The sequence below is a fragment of the Enterobacter sp. MGH 38 genome (assembly GCF_000492855.1).
Lineage (GTDB): Bacteria > Pseudomonadota > Gammaproteobacteria > Enterobacterales > Enterobacteriaceae > Enterobacter > Enterobacter hormaechei_C.
In genome coordinates this window covers 429,307-446,663 of record NZ_KI535607.1, presented here as the reverse complement: position 1 = coordinate 446,663, position 17,357 = coordinate 429,307, and the positions used below count along the sequence as shown (strand labels likewise).

Sequence of the window (17,357 nt, the reverse complement as noted above, 5' to 3'; positions counted from 1 at the left end):
CACCAATGTCATATTGAGGGATGATCAAAGCCAGAAAACATTTGCCGTTAATGTAAAACGCTATAAACGAAAGCGTTCTTGTTTCTTAAGAGGCGGGCTTGCTTTAATCTAAAAGGGATGGTTAGTGGCGACTTCAATAGTGTTAGTGACTCAGGATTGTTTCCTTGTCAGGGGGATGCGGCTATTTTTCCCGGATATAATTTGCCTCAGTTCGATAGACAGAAACATATTTGATACCGACGCAAATGAATATACTGTACTGATTGATAGCCGTACGCCGCTCCGTTTATATGATTACCTGATACGCCATCCGGCCAGAACGAGAAAAACGATCTGCTGCGTTATGCTGGATATGCGTCCTCGAGAGGAGGATCTTCTCAGTATGAAGCTGTTTATGAACACGTCGCTTACGGCTCCGGATATGGCGTCGTTATTCAATCTGGTGCTTGATATGAAAGGCAGGCGTCTGACAACCAAATGGCTGCTTAACTTACGGCTGAGTCGACACGAAGCGATAATGATCCGGTTGCTGAAGGCAGGGAGGTCAATGGAAGAGATTGCAGATAAGCTGAATATGTCGGTTAAAAGCCTCTATCGCAAGCGAACGGTGCTGTCGGAGCGGTTAGGGGCAGGGAATTTCAACGAGGCGTGTTTGTTTATCTTTAAAAACAAACTGCTGGACGCGGTTGGGAACGATCCCTAGCTTCGTCAGAAGCCAAAAGCAGAAACCCGCCACGAGGGCGGGTTCTTTTAATGGAAATAATTCAGAACGACCAGCGCAGATTGGCGTTAACCGAGTTGACGCGGGTATCCGCACCATATTGTCCCTGGTAACCTACATCCAGCGTCGCAGCACGCGACAGCTGTACGCTCACGCCGATATCACCGACCATCACATCCTCATCCACGGCCTGTCCCTGAGTAATGAACGCGTCGCTGCCCGCAAACGCCATGCGCGAAGAGGTATTCTTATCGCCATAGGCGTGCTGCCAGCCCAATGAACCGTAGAGGTTAACGTGCTTCGGCAGCTCGGTCACACCGCGCAACCCGAGTGTCGTGTAGAAGGTGTTCATCGTTTCGTTACCGACGCTCAGCGCAGCGGCACCGCCGTCTTCCCTGAAGCTGTCGGTATGCAGCCGGATGTACGATAAATTGACGAACGGCTCAATATTCCTGTCTGGCTGGCCGAAACGGTAGCCCGCTTCGGTGAACGCCAGCAGGGAGTTGGCGTCGTAATCTGACTTCAGCCGATCCGAGAAACCGCTGAAATCAACATTGCGCTCGCCTTCAATCTTGTGCCAGGTGTACCCCAGCGCGCCGCGAAGGGAGAACGCATCCTGTTGACCCGCCGCATACAGGCCAAGGTGATAGTTGTCGGTATCCGTTGAGGAGCGACGGCTGTCGACGTCGTAATCACCCCGGCTGTAGCCGAAGTAGCCGCCGACACGCACGTTATGGTCCGCCAGTTTGCGATCTGCCCCCAGCAGGAAGCCGGTGGTGTTGCCGTCCAGCTTGCCCACGTTACCGTCGCCGCTGTTTCGGCTCCAGGAGCTGAAGGTCTGGCCCCAGACGCCATTGTTTTGCGGCTCCGGCTGCTGCACCAGCGACATGGCTAACGGTGGTATCGGCAGGCTGTCGTTATCAAACGCGCGCTGCATCCGCTGGTTTAACACGTTAAACACCTGCGTGCTGCCAGCGATCAGGTTGGACTGCATTGACGGATAAACTTCACCAGAAAGCTGGTTGAACGCCTCACGCGCTTCCGGCGCGCTCAGCAGAAGCAGCGAGTTATACAGCGCCAGAGACGGGCCGCTTTGCGTCAGCGTGGAGAGCGCGCCAGCGGTATTCCACTGGTTGCTGCTTTGGGCCACGGTCTGGAAAATGCCCGGCTTGCCGCTGCCCGGGTTTTCACCCCCAGGATTCTCACCGCCAGGATTTTCGCCTCCGGGGTTTTCTCCACCAGGATTCTCACCGCCAGGGTTTTCGCCTCCGGGGTTTTCACCACCAGGATTCTCACCGCCAGGGTTTTCGCCTCCGGGATTTTCTCCTCCAGGATTCTCGCCACCGGTCTCTTTCTGCGCGATGGTCAGATCGACGGCGTTGGTGCTTTGCTTAAGCGCCACGTCGAGGAAGGCGGATTTGGAGATCGCGCCGGCGAACTCACCGTCAATTCCCCCGTCGGAGGTCAAAATGCGGTAGCTTTGACCCGTTTTATAGCTGGTTTGCGGATCCAGCGCGGTGACCTGTACCTTAGCCTGATTGCTGATGGTGGTTTTGCCCGATACCAGTAGCTGGTCGCTGCGGCCATCTCCTGCGATATCGACGTCATAGAAGGATTCGCCGATAAAGTTCAGATAGCGTTTCAGCGTCAACGTACCGATAGTGCCGTCGCCGGGCGAGATATGTCCGCCGGACAGGATCTCGGTCTGGCCCAGCGTCCCGTTGCCGCCCAGCGTGCCGCCGGACTTGATTGACGCGGCGCTGCTGTAACCCACCCCGTTGCTGACGTCTGAACCCGCCGTCGCATTGAGGATCAGCGTGCCGCCGTTCTCCGCGCTAAGCGTCTGGACGTCAAAAATATCGTCTTCTGGTTGGGTATTAATATTGCTGGCAATAATGACTTTACCGCCCCGCGCGGTGACGTTCGCCTTGAGTGCGGAAAGATCGCCGTTCAGCGTCGTCTGCCCGGAGGTGTTGATCACATCACCTTCACCGCTCATCGTGTTGCTGAAGATGTAATTTCCGTCGGTATGGTTGAAGTAGACATAGCTGCCGAACAGTCCGCCACGCAGGCTTATTGCCGTCTTCGCATCGAGGGTACCTGCGCCGCCCGCCGTGCCAAGCGTTGGCTCAGTTAAACCCGTGCCGGTGTCCATATTGCCGCGGCTGCCGATGATGAGCGCACCCCGGTTCGAGCCGGAACCCGATGTCCCCACGATCAGCGCATTGCTGCCAGCGGAAAATGAACCGCCGTCAATCACAGACAGCACGCCATTGCCGTAATCGCCCACGCTCACGCTGCTGCCGCTGGTAAAGCGTGAGTCCTCGCCCGCAATAACCAGCTCGGCGGTTTTCCCTGCCCCGGAGACGCCTGCCACCTGCACGCCGCCAACGTTAACCGTTCCGCCGTTCAGCACGTCCAGGTCGCCATAAAGCGTCAACGTACGGCCAACGTTCCACTGTGAGCCGCTCCCAGTGACGGTGGCTTTCGGGCTCAGCGTGTCGGTTTCATCCGGTCCGGTACCGTTGCCGATGCGTGCATCGTAAGCGGTATTGAGCGCAGCGCCGTCTTCAATCGCAAGCGTGGAGCGTGCGCCCAGATCGGTGCCTACGCTGAGAAAATTACTGGTCACACGAGAGCCAGCACCCGTGGCGATAAGGTGGCTGTCGTAGCCGCGGGTGGTGCCGACAACAATCTCCTTTGCACTCGCCAGCGCGCCCTCTTCGACTCGCAGGGTGCCGAGGCCAAGATTCAGGTCGCCGCGCAGGACGTACCGATCGTTCACCGCGTTAAGCTCAGCGTCTGGCCCACGGACCGTGACCACGCTTTCATAAATTTTGCCGTCGAACAGCCGACCGATATTGATGTTATAGGCGGTGATTTTGCCATTATCGATCAACAGATTTCCGCGTTGATTACGTCCAACATACACATCACCGGTGTAACCCAGCGTTTCGGTAATACGCGAGTCGCCATCAAAAAAGGCATCGGCTGCACGCGCGATATCGGCAGGTAAAAACAGTAACAGCGGCGCGGAAAATAGAGCGAGGTAAAGTCTGGAAAGCGGTGTCTTAACCGCTAAAGAATGCGATGTAGAGTTATTCACGGGCTATCTCCGTACTCATTAGCATGATGTCAGGAACATCGTTTTTTATGAAAACTCAGATACGCCAGATAATGTAAAAGGCGTTATTTATGTACGCCTTTTGATGCGGCGTTAATTATTTATGTGTGACAACAGGTGTACAGGTTGGCGCGCTGAGTGTCGGTGCGGATCCTAAAATCCCCGGCATCATCATTGATGAGCAATCGAAAATACGCCCTTTTTCCGTCGTGGCGCGATAAGACAGCTTTTGTCCACCCAGTGCGTCCGGCTGGGCGCCATTAACATTGGTCACAGTTATTTCATCCGATGATCCCAGTCCCAGCATTTTAGCGGTCTCCGCTTGCAGGAGTGGAATAGCCTGATCGGTTTTCAACGTGGAACAACCGGCTAACATCAACGTAACGGTTAAAACGATTAGTGGTTTTTTCATAAATTATCCTTGATATCCAACCAGTTAATTTCACTGATTGTATTTATGTTTTCTTTTACCCAAATCAGCGAATAATATATTTCTCTTTCCTAATCGAAAAAACCCTCCTAAAGTAGGGTGGGTAGATAATAATTCATCTGTACTCTAAGATATGCGAAGGTAAAAGGAGGCTCCTTTGGGACAGAATTATGCGTTAGTCGTTGATGACCATCCATTGGTAGCAAGCGGCATCGCCAATTTTCTGATTACACATTGCCAGTTTAAACAGGCGTGTGTGGTGACGAATGAGGATGATTGCTACCGACAAATTAGAGATCATGGCCCGCCACGTTTGCTGGTAATCGATTTTTGGCTCTCTTCCGGAACGGCCCTGAAATTACTCAAAGAAGTAAAACAACTTTACCCACAGGTACGACTCCTGGTGGTCAGCGGGGATGACAATAATGATATCTGGCGCAAAGTTAATGCCGCCGGGGGACACGGTTTTGTATTGAAAAGCGAGCCACCTGAGATGTTCTCGCGGGCCGTTTTCGCACTCACTGATAATCAGACCTGGTTTCCTGAGGGAAACGAAATTTCCGTTAAGGCCAATAATGAGAAGTTAAGTAAATTTAACTTAACGCCGCGACAAATAGACGTGTTAAATATGATTATGCGCGGCCTGCCAAATAAACGAATCGCCGCTCAGCTTTCAATTTCTGAGCCCACGGTCAAAGAACACATCAGCAATATATTGAAAAAGATAGGCGTTAACAGCCGGGTTGAAGCCATCACGCTTCTGCATGGCAAGCAGGAACCGTCGGAATGAGGTTTTTCCAGAGCTTACAAAATGATGGTATCTCTGCTCCGGCGCAGATCCGTTTGCTTAACAACACCTTTCTTCGGCTGGTATTTAGCTTTAGTGCTGTGCCCTTTGTGGGTATTCCTTTCGCCATCTGGATTTATATGCTTGGGGACGACCTCGGCCCAACGATTATCTGGATAATTATTTATCTGCTATGTGCCGTGGCGATACGACTATTGCACCGATGCTATCAGCGTGAAGCGAAAGAAAACGGTGAGAGGGACGTCCTGCGACGCTGGCTTCCGCGTATTAATAATATTGCCTTTATTCACGGGCTGGGAATTTCTTCACTCTATTTAATTACGCCACAGACGCAGAATTTTGACTTTTTCCTGTTACTTAATATCAGCATCGCCGCCATCGTCGCCGCCAATGCGACACATCTGACGCCTGTCATTAGTACCTTCACGCGTTTTTTCTTCGCCTCCTGGGGGGTGCTGAACCTCGGTATTATCTGGCGGCTGGATGAGTTGATGTTCATCGTGCTCATGCTGAATCTGCTTTACGGCTTCGCAATTTACCGCCATGCGTTAACTTCCCATGCGTTCTTTATTCAGCAAGCGCTGCTGGAGGAAAAAAGCTCACGGCTGGCGGAACAGTTTCGTCAGGCCAAAGAGGACGCGGAGCAGGCACTGCTGGATAAAAATCAGTTTCTGACCACCGCCAGCCACGATCTGCGCCAGCCTGTGCATGCTATGGGCTTTCTGATCGAAGCCATCCTCCATCGAAACCGGGACGGCAGCCTGACGCCACAGCTTCTTGACCTTCAGCAGAGCGTTCGCTCGGTACATTTAATGCTCAACTCTCTGCTCGATCTCAGCAAAATAGAATCCGGGAATGTCCTCTCTGCCCCGACCAAAGTGGATATCGGTGCTCTGCTCGACTCGGTCATCACGCTGTTTCGTGAAGAGGCCAACAGCCGCGCGCTTAGGCTGTGCATCCGGCGGCCTAAACGCCATATCTACGTGATGGGCGATCCGCTACTGGTGCGACAGTCCCTGATCAACCTGATTCAAAACGCCCTTCGCTACACGCTCCAGGGCGGGGTGCTGGTCGCCATCCGACCGCGCGGTGACGAGTGTATGGTGGAGGTGTGGGACACGGGAGTCGGTATCGCCGATGAAGAGAAGGGCAAAATCTTCTCACCTTACTACCGCCCCGAGCTGGCATGGAAGATCGACAGCGCCGGACACGGGCTGGGACTGGCCGTCGTTGCCCGTTGTGCCAAGCTGATGAAGGTGAAATACGGGATGCAATCCATTGAAGGGAAAGGCTCACGCTTCTGGATGCGCTTTACCCAATATGCTGGCGAAGATAGCGTGCTGGATACCCCGCCCGCCGCTGATAACACCGCCACGCCGGTACGCTATGCGCCGCTGCACGGTTCCTGCCTGGTTGTCGATGACGACCCGCTGGTGACGTCTGCCTGGGAGAGCCTGATGAGCGTCTGGGGAATCGACGTACGCTGTGCGGCCTCCGCTGAAGAAGCGTTTGCCATAATCGACGACGGCTTTACGCCGTTCGCCGTGCTGTGCGACCAGCGCCTGCGATCCGGCGAAAGCGGCTTCGATATCCTGAAAGCGCTTTTTGAACGTCTGCCGGATATGAGCGGCGCAATAGTTAGCGGCGAATTTAATTCACCGGTTCTGCTGGAGGCGGAGCAGGAGGGGTACCTGGTACTCCGCAAGCCTCTGGAGCCAGCTAAACTGCATGCGCTGCTGACGCAGTGGTTGGGATGTCGTTAAAGGAATGCAGAAGTAATGATTCTGGCGGGCTCAGAATGCAAAAACGGACCTCCGTGGAGGTCCGTTAATATGAAATTTGGTGCCCGGACTCGGAATCGAACCAAGGACACGGGGATTTTCAATCCCCTGCTCTACCGACTGAGCTATCCGGGCAACGGGGCGCATTAAACCCGATCCTCCCTCCGGCGTCAACGAAATTTGTTGCTTTCGGTGCAGACTGCACACTCTCTCACCATTTCGTCGCAAACTTAAGCGAAAAAGTGCGTCCAGAGCGCGGATAGCGGCATCGCGAGCAGCAGGGCAGGGAGCATGTTCACCACTGCAAACATCTTAATGCCACAGATTCGCAGCCCTGTCGCCAGCAGCAACAGGCCGCCGACGGCGGTAAAGTCTGCCATCATCGCTGGCGTTGTCAGCGGCAGGATCAGCGTGGCGCAGGTGGCCAGCGCCAGTTGAATAAGCAACATCGGCACGCAAATCGCGGCGACGGCGATGCCGAGGGTGGTGGCAAAGATGGTGGCAGTAAAGAAATCCAGAAACGCTTTCGCAATCAATATGCTGGGATCGCCGGTCATCCCTTCCTGCATCGAACCGAATATCCCCGTGCCGCTGGCGCAGAACAGAATAATGATCGCAACGTAGTTCTGAATAAACGACTCGTGCGTGCCGTGCTTCGCCTTGCCCGGTCGGGCAATCAGGTTTTTGGCTTTGCCTACCGCGTGATTGATGCCCTTTTCCAGATAGCAAAATTCGCCGATCAGCGCGCCGAGCAGCGTCGCCAGTACCATCACCGGCAGGTTGGCGCATTTCACCACTAAAAGGATACCAATCCCTAACGACGCCAGGCCAAAAATGGAGGGCATGGAGACGCGAATACGCTCCGGCAACCGCTGGCTTAATACTGCCCCAAGTACACCGCCCAGCAATACGGCTCCCGCATTGATAAAGGGTCCAATTACCACGTTTAACTCCTGTTATTTAAGCACTGGCATTGCATCATTATGGCACGTTCGTCCCTGATTACGCTTAGCTTTGGGAGGCGTAACGCATACTGATTCCTTCTTGCACCTGAAAATAAAAGGTGACATGATTGCGCGAATTTTCTCCTTCCTGTCTCACCGTTCGGTGAGGGTATTTGCGCCTATGAAAACCATGAAAATTGCCGTCAGCCGCGAGCTGGTATCCAAAGTTTCTACGCATCGCGAAAAGGTTATGCTGGATAACACTGATTTCACCGATGTGGCGGCAGTCGTCATTACGGTTGTTGAAAGCTACAGCGGCATTCTCGCGTTGCTGAAGCGTACGGGCTTTCAGCTACCGGTATTTATGTTCTCAACAGAGCCAGGAGAGGTGCCAGAGGGTGTCACGGCGATCATCTCGGGTAAAGCACAGGAATTGCTGGAACTGGAATCTGCCGCCTGCCGGTATGAAGAGAACCTGCTGCCACCCTTTTTTGACACCCTGAGCCAGTATGTGGCGATGGGAAACAGCACCTTTGCCTGTCCGGGTCACCAGCACGGCGCCTTTTTCAAAAAACACCCGGCGGGGCGGCAGTTTTACGACTTCTTCGGTGAAAACGTGTTTCGTGCCGATATGTGCAATGCCGACGTGAAGCTCGGTGATTTGCTGATCCACGAAGGTTCTGCCAAGCACGCGCAAAAGTTCGCGGCGAAAGTGTTCAACGCGGATAAAACCTACTTCGTGCTGAACGGCACGTCGGCGGCCAATAAAGTGGTGACCAATGCGCTGCTGACTCGTGGCGATCTGGTGCTGTTCGATCGTAACAACCACAAGTCCAACCATCATGGGGCGCTGATCCAGGCCGGGGCAACGCCTGTCTATCTTGAGGCAGCCCGTAATCCGTTTGGTTTTATCGGCGGGATTGATGAGCACTGCTTTGATGAGGCCTGGCTGCGGGAACTGATCCGTGACGTCGCGCCGCAGAAAGCCGCCGAGGCGCGCCCGTTCCGTCTGGCGATCATTCAGCTCGGCACCTACGATGGCACGATCTACAACGCCCGTCAGGTGATCGACAAGATCGGGCACCTTTGCGACTACATCCTCTTTGACTCCGCCTGGGTCGGCTACGAGCAATTTATCCCGATGATGGCGGAAACGTCTCCGCTTCTGCTGGAACTGAACGAAAACGATCCGGGAATTTTCGTGACCCAGTCGGTCCACAAGCAGCAGGCCGGGTTCTCACAAACGTCGCAGATCCATAAAAAGGATAACCATATTCGCGGTCAGTCGCGCTTCTGCCCGCACAAGCGGCTGAACAACGCGTTCATGCTGCATGCCTCCACCAGCCCGTTTTACCCGCTGTTTGCGGCGCTGGACGTGAACGCCAAGATCCACGAGGGCGAAAGCGGACGCAGGCTGTGGGCGGAGTGTGTCGAGTTGAGCATTGAAGCGCGCAAGGCCATCATCGCTAACTGCCATATGATCAAACCGTTTATCCCACCGGTGGTGGCGGGGCGGCCATGGCAGGATCACCCCACGCAGGCCATCGCCAGCGAACGTCGCTTCTTTAGTTTTGAACCGGGTGCAAAATGGCACGGTTTTGAAGGCTATGCCCGCGAGCAGTATTTCGTCGATCCGTGCAAGCTGCTGCTGACCACGCCGGGCATTGATGCTGAAACAGGGCACTATACCGATTTCGGCATTCCGGCGACCATTCTCGCCCACTACCTGCGCGAGAACGGCATTGTGCCGGAGAAGTGCGATCTCAACTCCATCCTGTTCCTGCTGACGCCAGCCGAGAGCGCGGAGAAGCTGATGCAGCTGGTGGCGATGCTGGGGCAGTTTGAACAGCATATTGAAGACGACACACCGCTCGCGGATGTGCTTCCGACCATCTATCAGAAATACCCGGTGCGTTACCGCGACTATACGATCCGTCAGCTATGCCAGGAGATGCACGATCTCTACGTCAGCTTTAACGTGAAGGATTTACAGAAGGCGATGTTCCGTCAGGAGAGCCTGCCTGCCGTGGTGATGAACCCCCAGGATGCCAACCAGGAGTACATTCGCGGGAACGTCGAACTGGTGCGTATTCGTGACGCCGAAGGACGCATTGCCGCCGAAGGTGCGCTGCCATACCCGCCGGGCGTGCTGTGCGTGGTGCCGGGGGAAGTCTGGGGTGGAGCAGTACAGCGCTACTTCCTGGCACTGGAAGAGGGCATTAATATGCTGCCGGGTTTCTCCCCAGAGTTGCAGGGCGTTTACAGCGAGAAGGATGCGGACGGGATTAAGCGGCTGTATGGGTACGTATTAAAGTAGGGACCCTCACCCTAACCCTCTCCCCAAAGGGGAGAGGGGATTGCACGGAGCCGTCTTTTCACCCTCGCCCCTTTGGGGAGAGGGCCGGGGTGAGGGGAGTTAAGTCGCACTACGCCTGTACATCCTTCTCGGATGTCCAATCTTACCGTACAGCATCTCCACCGTCAGAAAACCCACCTCCACGCAGTGTTCCAGATAGCGCCGGGTGGTGGTTTTACTCAGGCCCGTCTCGCTCACCACCTCATCCACCGTAAAACAGTGCGCCGCCTTGTTGTTAAACAGCATTTGCACCCGCGCCAGCGTGTTCTCCTCTATCCCTTTGCTGCCGTTGTCCAGACGATAGTTTTTCGCCTGTAACTGATAGAGTGAATCCACGTTCTGCTGGTCGACAATCTTCCAGACGCGCTGCTGTTCGGCAAACTGCACAAAACGCTCCAGCGACTGGCTGAGCCGCTTCCAGGAGACCGGCTTAAGGATATAGTCAAACGCGCCGTTACGAATGGCCTGGCTACAGGTGTCCATATCGCTGGCGGCGGTGATGAAAATCACCGAACAGTTGGCGCGGGCCAGCATCGGGTTGCTGATAAGGGTGATGCCTTTGCCGTCCGGCAGGTAGTTATCCAGCAGCATCAGCTTCGGCTGTTTGCTCTCCAGTTGTACCTGCGCGTCGGCCAGCGACGCGGCAATCCCCACCAGCCTCAGACGCGGATGTTTACCGATAAGCTCCGCGTGCAGTTGCGCCAGTTCGTTCTCGTCTTCAACAATCAGTACGTCGATAAGTTCATGTTGCATAGTCGGTATCTTCCAGTTCCTGTACGGGGTGCCGGGCCGTTCCCGTGGCGGGAATAAACAGTGAGAAAATGGCACCGCGTGGGGTGTTATCGGCAACTTCAATTGCACCGCCAGCCTGTGTGACATAGCTTTCAATCAGATACAGGCCAATACCATGATCGCCGCGCGTTTTGGTGGTGATGCCGCGCTCAAAGATCCGGTCGCGGATCTCCGGTGTGATGCCGACGCCCTGGTCGGCGACTTCAATAATCAGCTCCTGCTCGTTCAGCTTTATCAGCACGTCCACCGGGGCATGCGGGAGCGGTGCACGCTGGGTCGCTTCAATGGCGTTATCCAGCAAGTTCCCGATGATCGAGATAAGTTCCGATTCGAGCAGCGGCAGGAACGGTTTATCCACCCGGCAGGCCGGATCGAAACTCAGCTCAACGCCTTTTTCACGCGCGCGGGCGGCCTTTCCAAGCAGCAAACCACACAGCGTCGGAGAGCTAAAGCGGGACGAGATAAAGTCCAGCAGCTCCTGAGCGTGTTCCGACTGCGCCTGTATGTAGCGAATTGCCTCGTCATAACGGCCCATATGCAGCAGGCCGGACAGCGTAGTCATGCGGTTCAGCTGTTCATGGCGCATGATGCGCAGGTTATCAACGTAGCGCTTCACCTGGCTGAGCTGGGCGCTGAGCGAGTCGATCTCGTTGCGATCGCGAAAGGTGATCACCCAGCCCTGCAATGCATCTTCCAGCATTATCCGCACCCGGCTGGCAATGACCGTGAGATCGTTAAAGCGACAGATCTCATCGTGGGTGTCTTTCGCAAGCATGGTTTGCGCATTGAAGAACGGGACGGGCGCGATCACCTGGCTGATGAGTTGACCCCGCAGTTCGCGGGCGGGCTGGCGTAAGCCTAATAATTTACGCGCCGCCTGGTTGATCACCTCAATGCGGAGATCGTCATCGATGGCAATCACCCCTTCATAAATGGATTCCATCATCGCCTTTTGCTGGCGCACCAGCAGGCCGATTTCGCGCGGCTCCAGAGAGAATATCTGCTTCTTGATGCTGCGGGTGAAGAACCAGGAGAAAATAAACAGGGCGATAAGCAGCAGCACGGCGGCAATCAGGATATTAACCACCTTACTGACGGTGATGGTGTCCAGATAGCTTGTGAGATAGCCTACCGAAACAATCCCCACCACCTGCCCGGCATCATTAAAAATGGGCGCTTTGCTGCGCAGTGAAATGCCTAACCCGCCCTTGCGGATGGTGATGGTACTTTTGCCGTGTAATACCTCGTCGTTATCTCCGCCAACCAGCGTTTTGCCTACCCGGTCGGCAAACACGGAGTGGAAAAGATGCAGCCCCTTATTGTCACCAATCACAATAAAACTGGCGTCGCTGCGGGCGGCTATTTTCTGCATAAAGTCATGGATGCCCTGGATATCCTTTTGTTCGACTTCTTTTCGCAGGGTTGGAATAAGCGCAATTTCTTCAGCCTGTATTTTTGCGCGTGCGCTCATTTCCTGATAAAGCTGCCTGCCGACATCGACATAATAATATCCGCCCAGTAATGCGAACAGCACTGAGAAAAAGGCGACCAGCGAAATAAACAGCTTGATCTGAAACGATACTTTCATAACTATCACGCGAGATATCAACAGGTCGGCTGAATATATCATCTTTTAAGGCCAGGATGCCCGCTTTGCCGAAAACTTGTGATCCCTTGCACAGCGCAGCCTGTAAAAGATTTTTCCGAAAGTCTCATCCTCTTAAGGTTAAATGAATAAATGTTATTTCTTTGTTCAGTTAAGAAAAGAAACCATAAAAACCACGGCAATAAATAAGGCATAAATCACATTAAATAAAAGAAACCATTAAAACCATAGCGTCCATTAAAACTTCGCTTTTAATATGCCATCCCTCACATAAAGTAAGCCTTTGTGACTCTAAGCTGAACGCACAAAATAACTAAGGGGCTTATTATGAGCACAACTGACGATTCATTCTCTGTTACCCACGACCCGATTGATATTCAGCGGCCATCGCTCAAAGAGCGCTGGTGGCATATTATGGATACCTGGAAAATCGGCATTATACCTCTGCCGCTGTTCGTTCTGGCGGGCGCGCTGATTGCGATTGATTGCCTGGGCGGAAAACTACCGAGCGACATTGTGGTCATGGTGGCCACGCTGGCCTTCTTCGGCTTTGCCTGCGGTGAATTCGGTAAACGCCTGCCGATTGTCGGCAAGCTCGGCGCGGCGGCAATTTGCGCCACCTTTATCCCTTCCGCGCTGGTCTATTACGGCCTGCTGCCGGATGTAGTAGTGGAATCCACCACTAAGTTCTATAAATCCACCAACATTCTTTATCTCTATATCTGCTGCATTATCGTCGGCAGCATCATGAGTATGAACCGCACCGTGCTGATCCAGGGCTTCCTGCGCATCTTCTTCCCGATGCTGTGCGGTGAAATCGTCGGCATGATTGTCGGCATGGGTGTTGGGCTGGCGCTGGGCCTCGAGCCGTTCCAGATCTTCTTCTTTATCATTCTGCCGATCATGGCGGGCGGCGTCGGGGAAGGGGCAATCCCGCTTTCCATCGGCTATGCCACCCTGTTGCATATGGATCAGGGCGTGGCGCTCGGCCGCGTACTGCCGATGGTGATGCTCGGCGGCCTGACGGCGATCATTATCTCCGGTTGCCTCAACCAGCTCGGGAAACGCTACCCGCACCTGACCGGTGAAGGCCAGCTGATGCCGAATCGCGCCAATGCCGATGCCACTGTCTCTCAGCCTGCGTTCTCCGGCAAAGCGGACGTGACGACCATCGCCTCCGGCGCGCTGCTGGCGGTGCTGCTGTACATGCTGGGTATGCTCGGTCACAAGCTGATTGGTCTGCCAGCGCCGGTGGGCATGTTGTTTATGGCGGTGCTGGTGAAGCTCTGCAACGGTGCCTCTCCGCGTCTGCTGGAGGGCTCTCAGGTGGTGTACAAATTCTTCCAGACCTCTGTGACCTACCCGATTCTCTTTGCCGTTGGCGTAGCCATCACCCCATGGCATGAACTGGTGGCCGCCTTCACGCTGACCAACCTGCTGGTGATTATCAGCACCGTCTCCGCGCTGGTGGCAACCGGGTTCTTCGTCGGCAAAAAGATTGGTATGCACCCGATTGATGTCGCCATCGTCTCCTGCTGCCAGAGCGGCCAGGGCGGTACTGGTGACGTGGCGATCCTGACCGCAGGCAACCGCATGAGCCTGATGCCGTTCGCCCAGATTGCTACCCGTATCGGCGGGGCGATTAACGTCTCCATCTCTCTGCTGATTCTGGGCAACTTCCTCGTTTAAGTTTTCAGGAAAGAACAATGAAACTCGCAAGCTTTTTATACCAGGGAAAACGCAGCTACGGCATCGTTCAGGCCGACGGCGTGATTGATTTAGGCCGCCGCCTCGGCGACCGCTATGGCGACCTTAAAGCGCTGTTGCAGGGGAACGGGCTGGCGCAGGCCACCCGATTCCTGAACGACGCGGTGGACGTGCCGCTGAACGCCATCACCTTCTTACCGGTGATTGTCCAGCCGGAAAAAATCCTCTGCGTGGGCATGAACTATGCCGACAAGCGCAAGGAGTTTGACCAGCACAACCCGGCCCCGACGCTGTTTGTCCGCTTCCCGGACTCACAGACCGGCCACAACGAGCCGGTGCTGAAGCCGCGCCACTCCAGCGAATTCGACTACGAAGGCGAGCTGGCGGTGATCATCGGCAAAGGCGGGGAGAACATCAGCCGCGACGACGCGCTTCGCCACGTGGCGGGCTACAGCTGCTACATGGACGGCTCCGCCCGCGACTGGCAGCACACCTGGTTCACCGCCGGGAAAAACTGGCGGCAGACCGGGGCGTTCGGCCCGTGGATGGCGACGGCGGATGAGATCCCCGATCCGCACCGACTGGCAATCCGCACCTGGCTGAACGGCCGCATGGTGCAGGAAGACAACACCAGCAGCATGATCCACAAGGTGGCGGAGCTGATCGAGTACATCAGCACCTTCACCCGCTTAAGTCCTGGCGATGTGATCATCACCGGATCCCCAGGTGGGGTGGGTAAAAAGCGTAACCCGCCGCTGTTTATGAAAGAGGGGGATCGCATTGAGGTGGAGATCGAGCATATCGGTCATCTGAGCAACGTGATCGTGGAAGCGCCAGCCGTCGGGCTCGCGGCAGCGCACTGAGTAAGGCGGCAGCATGCAATCGCAACCCATTGATTTTCGGCACACCGTTGTGGCGGAACACCCGGAACGCTTAAGCCAGATCCGCTACCTGCTGGCAGACAGCGGCCTTGGCCTGGACAACGACATCACGCTGTTTGTCGAAGCCTGGTCCGGCGCGCAGCTGGTGGGTTGCGCCGGGCTGGCTGCCAACGTCATCAAATGCGTGGCGGTCAACGAGCAGCTTCGTGGGGAAAACCTCAGCGCGCGTCTGCTGGCAGAGGTGGAAAATGCGGCGCTGGAGCGCGGCCATTTTCACCTCTTCCTCTGCACCCGTCCGTGCAATAAGGAGCGCTTTGGCCGCAGCGGTTTCTGGCCGATTGCCCAGAGCGGGAACAACGCGGTGCTAATGGAGAACACCCCGCAGGGGATCGCGCGCTACTGCCGTACCTTAAGCCGGATGCGAAGGGGCGGGGAAAAAATTGGTGCCATTGTGATGAACGCCAACCCATTCACCCTCGGCCACCGTCATCTGGTGGAGCAGGCGGCGGCGCAGTGCGATGCCCTGCATCTGTTTGTGGTGCGTGAAGACGCCTCGTTCTTCCCGTTCAGCGCGCGCCTTGAGATGGTGCGCGCGGGCGTGGCGCATCTGCCGAACGTGGTGGTGCATGAAGGCTCGCAGTACATCATCTCCCGCGCCACGTTTCCGGCCTACTTCCTGAAGGAGACCGGCAAAGTGCAGCAGGCGTGGAGCGAGATCGACGTGCTGATCTTCCGGGACTTTATCGCCCCGGCGCTGGGCATCACGCACCGCTTCATCGGCTCGGAGCCGTTCTGCGATATCACCCGCCAGTACAACCAGACGCTGCACGACCTGCTGGCCTCGCATATTGACGTGGTGGAGATGCCGCGCATCAAGGCCACCGGCAACGCCATTTCGGCCTCGGAAGTGCGCCGTTTACTCAAGACACAGCAGTTTTCCCGGATCCGGGAGATTGTCCCGGACTCCACCTTCGCGCACCTCGAAGCACATTATCGTGCGAGTGCGGAAGTCGCATAACTATCAGGAATTTATCATGAATATTGTAAGGGAGGCGCTGGCCGGAACGCAGGAGTCCAGCGACCTGATGGTGAAAATCGCCCCCGCTCACGGTGAGCTGGAGATCGTCATCCACAGCGAAGTGATTAAGCAGTTTGGCGAGCAGATTCGCCAGGTGGTCAACGACACATTGCGCGCCATGAACGTGCACCAGGGATTAATCATTATTGAAGACAAAGGGGCGCTGGACTGTGTGATCCGCGCTCGCCTGCAAAGCGCGCTTCTGCGTGCCGCCAATGAACAGGCCATCAACTGGGGGGCGCTGAAATGAGCAAACTCCGCCGCAGTATGCTGTTCCTGCCGGGCGCCAATGCCGCCATGCTCTCTACCGCCTTTATCTACCGTCCCGACTCCATCATGTTTGACCTTGAGGACGCCGTGGCCCTGCGCGAGAAAGACACCGCACGCATGCTGGTGTTCCACGCGTTGCAGCACCCGATGTATCAGGATATCGAAACCGTGGTGCGTATTAACCCGCTGAGCACGCCGTTTGGCCTGCTGGATCTGGAGGCCGCCGTGCGCGCGGGCGTGGACGTGATACGCCTGCCGAAAACCGACACCCCGGACGATATTTACGAGCTGGAAGGCCACCTCGAGCGTATCGAGCAGGCGTGCGGCCGCGAGGTGGGTTCCACCCGCGTGATGGCGGCGATTGAATCGGCCATTGGCGTCATCAACGCCGTGGCGATTGCCCGCAGCTCCCCGCGCCTGATCGGCATTGCGCTGGCCGCCTTTGACTACGTGATGGACATGCAGACCGAGCGCGGCGACGGCACCGAGCTGTTCTACGCCCGCTGCGCCGTGCTGCACGCCGCCCGCGCGGCAGGCATCGACGCCTTCGACGTGGTGTGGTCAGACGTTAACGATGAGGCCGGGTTCCTGCGCGAAGTCGATCTGATCCGCAAGATGGGCTTTAACGGCAAATCGCTGATTAACCCGCGCCAGATAGACCTGCTGCACAACGCCTACGCCCCGACACGGGAAGAAGTGGAACACGCGAAACGGGTGATTGAGGCGGCAGAAGAGGGCGAGCGTAACGGCCTGGGCGTGGTGTCGCTCAACGGCAAAATGGTGGATGCACCGATTATTAACCACGCGCAGGTGGTGCTGGAGCGCGCGGCGGCCTCCGGCGTGCGTCGGTAAGGATGAC

14 protein-coding genes and 1 tRNA gene are annotated in these 17,357 nt (G+C 55.8%); 9 read left to right on the top strand and 6 right to left on the bottom strand.

Going from position 1 to position 17,357, the window contains the following annotated elements:
* The first annotated feature begins 175 nt into the window (after positions 1 to 175).
* Positions 176 to 703 (top strand): helix-turn-helix transcriptional regulator, encoded by a 528-nt coding sequence (locus tag L384_RS0120920; protein WP_003862459.1) that lies wholly within the window; start codon positions 176 to 178, stop codon positions 701 to 703.
* A gap of 61 nt (positions 704 to 764) precedes the next feature.
* Here the strand turns inward: L384_RS0120920 and L384_RS18765 are convergent, their stop codons facing one another.
* Both L384_RS18765 and L384_RS18770 read right to left on the bottom strand, forming a co-directional pair.
* Positions 765 to 3,827: an autotransporter outer membrane beta-barrel domain-containing protein gene (locus L384_RS18765; RefSeq protein WP_023323738.1), complete on the bottom strand. Its 3,063-nt coding sequence runs from the start codon at positions 3,825 to 3,827 to the stop codon at positions 765 to 767.
* Between the two features lie 115 nt (positions 3,828 to 3,942).
* The gene (locus L384_RS18770) at positions 3,943 to 4,257 is read right to left on the bottom strand and encodes a lipoprotein (protein ID WP_003862457.1); all 315 of its coding nucleotides are present in this window, start codon (positions 4,255 to 4,257) and stop codon (positions 3,943 to 3,945) included.
* A gap of 175 nt (positions 4,258 to 4,432) precedes the next feature.
* On the opposite strand from L384_RS18770, the gene L384_RS18775 reads away from it, so the two are divergent.
* Entirely contained in the window at positions 4,433 to 5,065 is a 633-nt protein-coding gene (locus tag L384_RS18775) for a response regulator transcription factor (protein ID WP_003862456.1), read from the top strand.
* Positions 5,062 to 6,846: a hybrid sensor histidine kinase/response regulator gene (locus L384_RS18780; protein WP_003862454.1), complete on the top strand. Its 1,785-nt coding sequence runs from the start codon at positions 5,062 to 5,064 to the stop codon at positions 6,844 to 6,846. The genes L384_RS18775 and L384_RS18780 overlap by 4 nt, the downstream gene beginning before the upstream one ends.
* Positions 6,847 to 6,923: 77 nt before the next feature.
* Here the strand turns inward: L384_RS18780 and L384_RS18785 are convergent.
* Positions 6,924 to 6,999, bottom strand: a tRNA-Phe gene (locus L384_RS18785).
* A 95-nt stretch (positions 7,000 to 7,094) separates the two neighbouring features.
* On the bottom strand, positions 7,095 to 7,808 hold the full coding sequence (locus L384_RS18790) for a DUF554 domain-containing protein (protein WP_003862452.1): 714 nt from the start codon (positions 7,806 to 7,808) through the stop codon (positions 7,095 to 7,097).
* A gap of 181 nt (positions 7,809 to 7,989) precedes the next feature.
* Between L384_RS18790 and L384_RS18795 the strand changes: the two genes are divergently transcribed.
* Complete coding sequence (locus L384_RS18795; protein ID WP_023323737.1) at positions 7,990 to 10,125, top strand: ornithine decarboxylase; 2,136 nt, start codon at positions 7,990 to 7,992, stop codon at positions 10,123 to 10,125.
* A 99-nt stretch (positions 10,126 to 10,224) separates the two neighbouring features.
* Here the strand turns inward: L384_RS18795 and L384_RS18800 are convergent, their stop codons facing one another.
* A complete protein-coding gene (locus tag L384_RS18800) occupies positions 10,225 to 10,917 on the bottom strand; it encodes a response regulator (RefSeq protein WP_023323736.1) in 693 nt (230 codons plus the stop codon).
* Entirely contained in the window at positions 10,907 to 12,544 is a 1,638-nt protein-coding gene (locus tag L384_RS18805) for an ATP-binding protein (RefSeq protein WP_003862446.1), read from the bottom strand. The genes L384_RS18800 and L384_RS18805 overlap by 11 nt, the downstream gene beginning before the upstream one ends.
* 345 nt (positions 12,545 to 12,889) lie before the next feature.
* Between L384_RS18805 and L384_RS18810 the strand changes: the two genes are divergently transcribed.
* Genes L384_RS18810 through citE form a run of 5 tightly spaced genes read left to right on the top strand, consistent with a single transcriptional unit; the run spans position 12,890 to position 17,350 of the window.
* A complete protein-coding gene (locus tag L384_RS18810; protein ID WP_022651841.1) occupies positions 12,890 to 14,251 on the top strand; it encodes a 2-hydroxycarboxylate transporter family protein in 1,362 nt (453 codons plus the stop codon).
* Between the two features lie 17 nt (positions 14,252 to 14,268).
* A complete protein-coding gene (locus L384_RS18815; protein ID WP_003862442.1) occupies positions 14,269 to 15,132 on the top strand; it encodes a fumarylacetoacetate hydrolase family protein in 864 nt (287 codons plus the stop codon).
* Positions 15,133 to 15,145: 13 nt separating this feature from the next.
* The gene (gene citC / locus L384_RS18820) at positions 15,146 to 16,168 is read left to right on the top strand and encodes a [citrate (pro-3S)-lyase] ligase (protein WP_023323735.1); all 1,023 of its coding nucleotides are present in this window, start codon (positions 15,146 to 15,148) and stop codon (positions 16,166 to 16,168) included.
* Between the two features lie 16 nt (positions 16,169 to 16,184).
* Positions 16,185 to 16,478 (top strand): citrate lyase acyl carrier protein, encoded by a 294-nt coding sequence (gene citD, locus L384_RS18825; RefSeq protein ID WP_023323734.1) that lies wholly within the window; start codon positions 16,185 to 16,187, stop codon positions 16,476 to 16,478.
* Complete coding sequence (gene citE / locus L384_RS18830; protein ID WP_003862436.1) at positions 16,475 to 17,350, top strand: citrate (pro-3S)-lyase subunit beta; 876 nt, start codon at positions 16,475 to 16,477, stop codon at positions 17,348 to 17,350. The genes citD and citE overlap by 4 nt, the downstream gene beginning before the upstream one ends.
* The last annotated feature ends 7 nt before the right edge of the window (positions 17,351 to 17,357 follow it).

Bases quoted from the DNA above. Each gene is read 5' to 3' on its own strand.
- L384_RS0120920 (WP_003862459.1), top strand. From the start codon at position 176: ATGCGGCTATTTTTCCCGGATATAATTTGCCTCAGTTCGATAGACAGA.
- L384_RS18815 (WP_003862442.1), top strand. From the start codon at position 14,269: ATGAAACTCGCAAGCTTTTTATACCAGGGAAAACGCAGCTACGGCATC.
- L384_RS18795 (WP_023323737.1), top strand. From the start codon at position 7,990: ATGAAAACCATGAAAATTGCCGTCAGCCGCGAGCTGGTATCCAAAGTT.
- citC (WP_023323735.1), top strand. From the start codon at position 15,146: ATGCAATCGCAACCCATTGATTTTCGGCACACCGTTGTGGCGGAACAC.
- citD (WP_023323734.1), top strand. From the start codon at position 16,185: ATGAATATTGTAAGGGAGGCGCTGGCCGGAACGCAGGAGTCCAGCGAC.
- L384_RS18780 (WP_003862454.1), top strand. From the start codon at position 5,062: ATGAGGTTTTTCCAGAGCTTACAAAATGATGGTATCTCTGCTCCGGCG.
- L384_RS18800 (WP_023323736.1), bottom strand. From the start codon at position 10,917: ATGCAACATGAACTTATCGACGTACTGATTGTTGAAGACGAGAACGAA.
- L384_RS18770 (WP_003862457.1), bottom strand. From the start codon at position 4,257: ATGAAAAAACCACTAATCGTTTTAACCGTTACGTTGATGTTAGCCGGT.
- L384_RS18810 (WP_022651841.1), top strand. From the start codon at position 12,890: ATGAGCACAACTGACGATTCATTCTCTGTTACCCACGACCCGATTGAT.
- citE (WP_003862436.1), top strand. From the start codon at position 16,475: ATGAGCAAACTCCGCCGCAGTATGCTGTTCCTGCCGGGCGCCAATGCC.
- L384_RS18805 (WP_003862446.1), bottom strand. From the start codon at position 12,544: ATGAAAGTATCGTTTCAGATCAAGCTGTTTATTTCGCTGGTCGCCTTT.